At 34.0% G+C, this 6,238-nt stretch carries 8 protein-coding genes and 1 riboswitch; of the genes, 6 read left to right on the top strand and 2 right to left on the bottom strand.

The window, feature by feature from the left end:
• Positions 1–166: 166 nt before the first annotated feature.
• Positions 167–1,060 (bottom strand): 4-hydroxy-tetrahydrodipicolinate synthase, encoded by an 894-nt coding sequence (gene dapA, locus B371_RS0102310; RefSeq protein WP_019412704.1) that lies wholly within the window; start codon positions 1,058–1,060, stop codon positions 167–169.
• 128 nt (positions 1,061–1,188) lie between these two features.
• Positions 1,189–1,368, bottom strand: a riboswitch (Lysine riboswitch).
• A 203-nt stretch (positions 1,369–1,571) separates the two neighbouring features.
• On the bottom strand, positions 1,572–2,126 hold the full coding sequence (locus tag B371_RS0102305; RefSeq protein WP_019412703.1) for a hypothetical protein: 555 nt from the start codon (positions 2,124–2,126) through the stop codon (positions 1,572–1,574).
• Positions 2,127–2,499: 373 nt separating this feature from the next.
• Between B371_RS0102305 and B371_RS0102300 the strand changes: the two genes are divergently transcribed.
• From B371_RS0102300 to B371_RS23305, 6 genes are all read left to right on the top strand, one after another.
• Entirely contained in the window at positions 2,500–3,243 is a 744-nt protein-coding gene (locus B371_RS0102300; protein WP_019412702.1) for a DUF5694 domain-containing protein, read from the top strand.
• 76 nt (positions 3,244–3,319) lie between these two features.
• Positions 3,320–3,967: an HAD family hydrolase gene (locus B371_RS0102295; RefSeq protein ID WP_019412701.1), complete on the top strand. Its 648-nt coding sequence runs from the start codon at positions 3,320–3,322 to the stop codon at positions 3,965–3,967.
• 139 nt (positions 3,968–4,106) lie between these two features.
• Positions 4,107–4,676, top strand: coding sequence for a DJ-1/PfpI family protein (locus B371_RS0102290; protein WP_019412700.1), 570 nt, complete (start codon positions 4,107–4,109; stop codon positions 4,674–4,676).
• A 94-nt stretch (positions 4,677–4,770) separates the two neighbouring features.
• Positions 4,771–5,328: a signal peptidase I gene (lepB, locus tag B371_RS0102285; protein ID WP_019412699.1), complete on the top strand. Its 558-nt coding sequence runs from the start codon at positions 4,771–4,773 to the stop codon at positions 5,326–5,328.
• A gap of 51 nt (positions 5,329–5,379) precedes the next feature.
• Entirely contained in the window at positions 5,380–5,826 is a 447-nt protein-coding gene (locus B371_RS0102280; RefSeq protein WP_019412698.1) for an NUDIX domain-containing protein, read from the top strand.
• Positions 5,827–5,956: 130 nt separating this feature from the next.
• Positions 5,957–6,127, top strand: coding sequence for a hypothetical protein (locus tag B371_RS23305; protein WP_019412697.1), 171 nt, complete (start codon positions 5,957–5,959; stop codon positions 6,125–6,127).
• The last annotated feature ends 111 nt before the right edge of the window (positions 6,128–6,238 follow it).

Below are 6,238 nucleotides of genomic sequence, written 5' to 3'. Positions count from 1 at the left end.
TGCATCGCTACGCTAGCTTCGAAACATGAAAGTGCGTTGTAACGGAAATCCCTTAATCTAAATAGAAGGCTGTCTTATTCTTCAGCTTATAGAGTAGTAGGTTTGCCGCCCGAAGCGACCTGAAATCTTAGCTCACTCATACAATTTTGATATAGATAAATTTTACCTATGATTTAACAAGAAACTCCATATAAACAGGTTGTAAAAGTCTTTGTAGGGAATTTTCCTCTTCTTTGTTTAAAGGGATTAACGGTAAGCGAACCCCACCAACATCGATCCCTCGCATATTTAATGCCGCTTTGAGCGGTGTTGGGTTTGGTGCTGCGAATAACCCATCCATAATAGGGAGAAGGTTTCGATGCATAGATGCTGCAACATCGAGATTCCCACTCTTGAAATTACTAATCATATCTTGCATTTCATTGCCAATGATGTGAGAAGCAACGGAAACAACACCTACACCACCGATGGCTAAGACAGGCAATGTTAACCCGTCATCACCACTGTACAAACTGAAATTACTTGGTGTCTGATTAATGATTTGCGCCATTTGGTCTAAGTCGCCACTTGCTTCCTTAATCGATACAATATTGTCGATTGAAGAAAGCCTAATAACCGTTTCAGCAGACATATTTACAACACTGCGTCCAGGAACGTTATATAGCATTATAGGCAGAGAAGTAACTTCGGCAATCGCTTTAAAATGTTGATAAAGTCCTTCTTGAGAAGGCTTGTTATAGTATGGAGTGACGAGCATAATTGCGTCGGCTCCTGTTTCTTCTGCTTGCTTTGTTAAGTTGATCGAAGCTCGAGTATTGTTTGATCCAGTTCCCGCTATAACTGGGACCCTTCCGTCAACAACCTCCACAACAAACTTAATTAATTTAACTTTCTCTTCTATATCCAATGTAGGAGATTCACCTGTTGTTCCCGCTACAACTAAACCATCAGATCCATTGTCTATCAAATAATTGACTAAAACCTCTGTAGCTTTAAAATCAATCTCACCTTGATGATCAAATGGAGTTACCATTGCTGTTAAAACTTGGCCAAATATCATTACTTCACGCCCTTTTTTATATTTATAAAACCTAGAGGTAGTGAAGGCCATAGTACTGTAAACGCAAAAAAGCAACAACGAGGGTCCGCTGTTGCTATAGAAACTGTGTCAATCTAAGTCGTTTCTACGCGTTGGATAGCCCTCCATATAGTTGACCTATATGACAGTCCTGTATTTATTCAATAACAGAACCAGCTTTGAGAATATGAGATTCTCTCTACTTCGGCAAATACCCCTTTCAACAATCGTTATAGGATCTCATTATCCTCAAATTGTTTACTAATGATCTTTGCGCCTCTATCCTCACTTCAAAAAATTATTGAAGTAAGAAAGTATTTAATTGAATATATTTTACCAATAAAACACTCCAGACGCAAGAGGAAACCATAAAACGTGGAAGTCGGTTTTGGTGGAAGAATGAATTGACACTAACTTTAAAATAAAAGCGGTCGAAGATGCAATTTCGACCGCACATTCTATCTTTATTGTAGTATATGTAAAACGATATCCTCTATTTCATCAGTTCGATAGCTTCAAGTCGACCTTTATTAGGAGAGCGAGAATTCCAAATATAACTTACTACATATTCTTTATTGACCTCAACCAATTTGAATTCATTCATAGAAACTTCAATCTGTTGATTATTGAATACCAAGAAATATTTTCCTTCTATATAAACCTTCTGTTCCACCTCGAATACTCCACCAGTTGATACTTCATGAAATTGATGCTCGGTTATTGAAAAAATAGTGATAATGGAGGCGATAACTAGGATTACCATTCCGCGTGTTTTATTATTAATCTTCTGTTTTCCTCTTTTACGCAAGTATTTAATTACATAGTACAAGTAGATCAAAAACAAAACAGGAACAATAAAGATAGCTAGATTAAATGGCAAATACAATATTTCATGTAAAGAATAATTAAAATTTGTAATAGCTTGAACTCTACCAAGCTGTAAGCCTATAAATGCTAAATAAATAAATCCTAACAACCAATAAAGGGCTAACCTCTGTGCTTTAAAAAGTTTTTGAAGGTCGCTTTCCTCTTCCTTAAATAGTGTCATGTTTTTAATATCCTCTCTTAAATTTAATTCAATTATCAACATACTAATAGGGCCTAGTTGTTAAGAATAAAACCTAATTATAGTAATCTAGCGCTGGGAAAATAATGAATTTTATTAGTAGTATTTGGATATTTATGTTAAAATAAATTGAGTTTTTGACCCCGAAAAACATATTTCAACCTCTGTTGTTATTAATGACGAATAGATTGTAGATTAGGTTTCTTTAGTTTTACTAAATTGTTGGTAAAACGATGGATTAAAAATTAGAACAGGTGATGGCGTGGGAGAATGACTAGAACTAAGAAGATTAACAGAACTACTTTACTTATAAATGAAATTAATCAGGATAGTTGAAGGAGAAAGGGGAGTATTTATGGAGAATATAAATAAAAAACCAAAGGTAATGGTGCTTGGAACTTTTCATATGCGTTATACACCAGACTTACATCGTGTAGATTTTGACAATCTATTATCATCCAAAAGACAAGAGGAAATTAGAAAAGTCGTTAATGGGTTAAAGAATTATAATCCAACAAAAATAGCTGTTGAAGTGGTAAAAGAAAATGATAACTTAATTAATAAGGAGTATCAACAATACATAAATGGGCAACTAGAGTTAAAAGTAGATGAAATACATCAGTTTGGTTTTCGTACGGCAGCTGAATTAGAACATAAAAATATTTATGCAGTAGATTGGATGGAAAGTGTAGGGAATAGAGCAATAAGCCAAGTTTTTGATTGGGTAAAGATAGAACAACCAGATCTGTATAATTTAATTGATGAAAAGTATCGATCTAAACTTCAGTTAAATTTAGACGATAGAGGTATTTTTGAATTGGTATGTAATTATAATGAGGAGCAATTTATAAAAAAGCAACATGAAATGTATATGCAAGTCGCCCGCATTGGAAAGGGTACTGAATATGTTGGAATAGACTGGGTTAGATGGTGGTATCAACGGAACCTAATTATATATTCTAATCTTGCTCAAATTACTAATTCTTCATCTGACCGTACACTTTTAATTATAGGTGCAGCCCACGTTTATCTAATATCACAGTTTCTAAGAGAAAGTGGATTATTTGAAGTTGTATCTGTAAATGATTATTTAAAGTAAGGACCTCATTTCAACTTACAATAGCGGTCAATTGAACTTATAGAATACACCCAAATAACTTTTAAAGGGGTTTAATATGAATCTTACAAAAGATGAAGTGAAAGTAATATTCTTTGATGCTGGTGGTGTCCTTTTTGATACTTTTTTAAAAGGAGATGACAGAATCAGATACATCTTGATGGAAAGAGGTTATCAAAAATCAAGAATTGATGTTGCTATTATGAAGGCAAAACAAACTAAACTAACGTTTATTACAAATTGGAATGAAGAAGAACAATACTATAAGCGTTATTATGGAGCCATTGCAGAAGAACTTGGGGAAATCGAACTAACGAATGAATTGTTTTTCTGTACTCATTTTGCTGGTCATTGTGAGTTGTTTCCAGAAGTAAAAGGAGTGCTCGAGGAATTAAGTAAAGAGTACAGATTAGCTGTTATTTCAAATGCAATGCCAAGTATGGACTGGATATTTGATAGGTTAGGAATTCGTAAATATTTTGATTCTATTATTCTTTCTGCGTTTGTAAATGAAGAAAAACCAGGAGAAGCAATTTATAATATCGCTCTTAATCATACAAAAGCAAAAAAAGAAGAAAGTATATTTATTGATGATAAAATTGAAAATATTGAAGGAGCCGAACAAGCTGGGATAAGAGGACTTCACTTAGATAGAAATAGGTTGAATTTAATAGAATTACTAAGGGAACACAAGCTAATCCAGTAGCCTGTATAAATTGAAGAATGGAATTACAAAGAGAAAAGACAAATTTCATAGTGAGAAAAGAATTTTTGGGGTTTTGTTATATTCATAGGGGAGTGTTTCAGTTTTTCATAGATACATATAATAGGAGCTGATGTCGCAAATGAAAAAAATACTATTTTTTGCTTACCCTCAATATGCTGATTTTGAAGTAGCACATGCATTGTTTCTGCTAAAGAAGCTTGGTAATTATATGATTACTACAGTATCCATTGACGGTGAACCAGTAGAAAGTATAGGTGGTTTATGGACTAAAGCAGAAAGGTCCTTATCAGATATAGAAGTGGCTGATTATGATTTAATACTTATTTCTGGTGGGGATGGTGTATCTGAGATAATAGATGAAGAAGTTGTTACTACAAAATTAATAGATGCAAAGAATTCAGGTATTCTCATTGCTGCTATATGTGCCTCTGCGACATTGTTAGGTAAAGCAGGAATACTAGAGGGTCGAAAATTCACATGTCTTTTGAGTACATATGAAAATAATAAAACGCTCTTTTCTAATTCAATATATACAGGAAAAGATATTGAAGTGGACAAAGGTGTTATTACAGCAAAAGGTACTGCATTCGCAGAGTTTGCTGTGTCAATTTGTGATCAACTTGGTGTATTCGAAGGCAAAGAACAAAAGAATTCAATCTTGAAATTTTGCAAAGGTATAAGTTCTTGAACAAATGAGGGAAATAAATAGCTGAAAGCAGATGGTATGGCTATTCTTTAATGATCAATATCTTCTATTGAAATGAAACACAGGAGGCTACAAGATGGAACAAACAAAAAATGAGTATTGGGAATGGTCAAAAGCACTGTTCATTGCATTTGGAGTTGCCTTGTTAATTCGTTATTTCTTATTTACGCCCATTGTTGTAGATGGGGAATCAATGAATCCAACTCTTGACGATGGAGACCGAATGATAGTCAATAAAATAGGTTACGAAGTAGGAGAACCAAATCGCTATGATATCGTTGTCTTTCATGCATCTGAAAATACAGATTACATTAAACGAGTAATTGGATTGCCGGGCGATCATATTGCCTATAAAAATGATCAGTTGTATATAAACGGGGAACCACAGAATGAACCTTATTTAGATTCACTTAAAAAAGAACTAAACGAAGGTGAAGGTACTTTAACAGAAAATTTCACACTTGAAGAACGTACTGACAAGATAATAATTCCTGAAGGATACGTATTTGTGATGGGGGATAATCGGAGAAATAGTAAAGACAGTCGTATAATTGGATTGATTTCAATCGATGAAATAATAGGCGACACAAGCCTTATTTTTTGGCCACCCAGTGAAATAGGAATTGTTAAGTAATGCACCTAGGTGATTCATCGTAACTGACAGGGTAAGTTAGGAGGAAATCATTTGAATAAAACGAAGGATAATGGTTTAAAGTTTCTTGAATTTATAAGTACGAAGGAAGAAGATACTTATAATTATCAGCAAGTAGCTGGCTCTTTTGCAGTAATAAAATGTGAAGAAAAGTACCTTTTTTGTTATAACATTTGGCGTAAACAATGGGAATTACCTGCTGGACGTAGAGAAGGTGATGAGACACCAAAGGATTGTGCAATAAGAGAACTTTATGAAGAAACTGGACAAATAGTATCCAACTTGGAATTTAGGGGTTTATTAAAGACGGAAAATACAATGAATGGGGAAATTAAATTTAACCCAGTTTATTTTACTACAACTGAAAAACTTCAACCATTTAAAGAAAATGAAGAAACGTCTGAAATAATGCTATGGGACTTAAAAGAAGAAATAGGCTATATCGATTCGGTAGATATTAGGATATTAGATTTTATCTGAATGATGAATTACCAAAACAAATTCAACTAACTGATGTTTTACTTCAAAAGAATAAAGCATTTTTTGTTTAAAGCAACAAGTATTTTAGTTCACATAGAGGTAAACAGTGCAGTGAAAAAGGGGCTATGAAATGGAGATACAAGAAATTCAGGCAGTATTCATTGATCGAGATGGGACGATTGGTGGTACTGGGCATTTTATTCATCCAATGAATTTTGTACCTTATTCATATAGTAAAGCGGCATTTCTGCTCCTTAAAGAGCATGGAATCAAAACCCTTTGCGTTTACAAATCAACATAGAATTAGCAGAGGAGAGGCAACGATTCAAGAGTTTCGAGATGAGTTTAGCCCGACTTTCGGCAGTTTTTGATAAAAACACATCAAAAGCTGCTTTTTCATGCCTCGAAACGT

This window comes from Paenisporosarcina sp. TG20, from assembly GCF_000286315.1.
Taxonomy (GTDB): Bacteria; Bacillota; Bacilli; order Bacillales_A; family Planococcaceae; genus Paenisporosarcina.
This window is presented reverse-complemented; position numbering and strand designations above follow the sequence as displayed.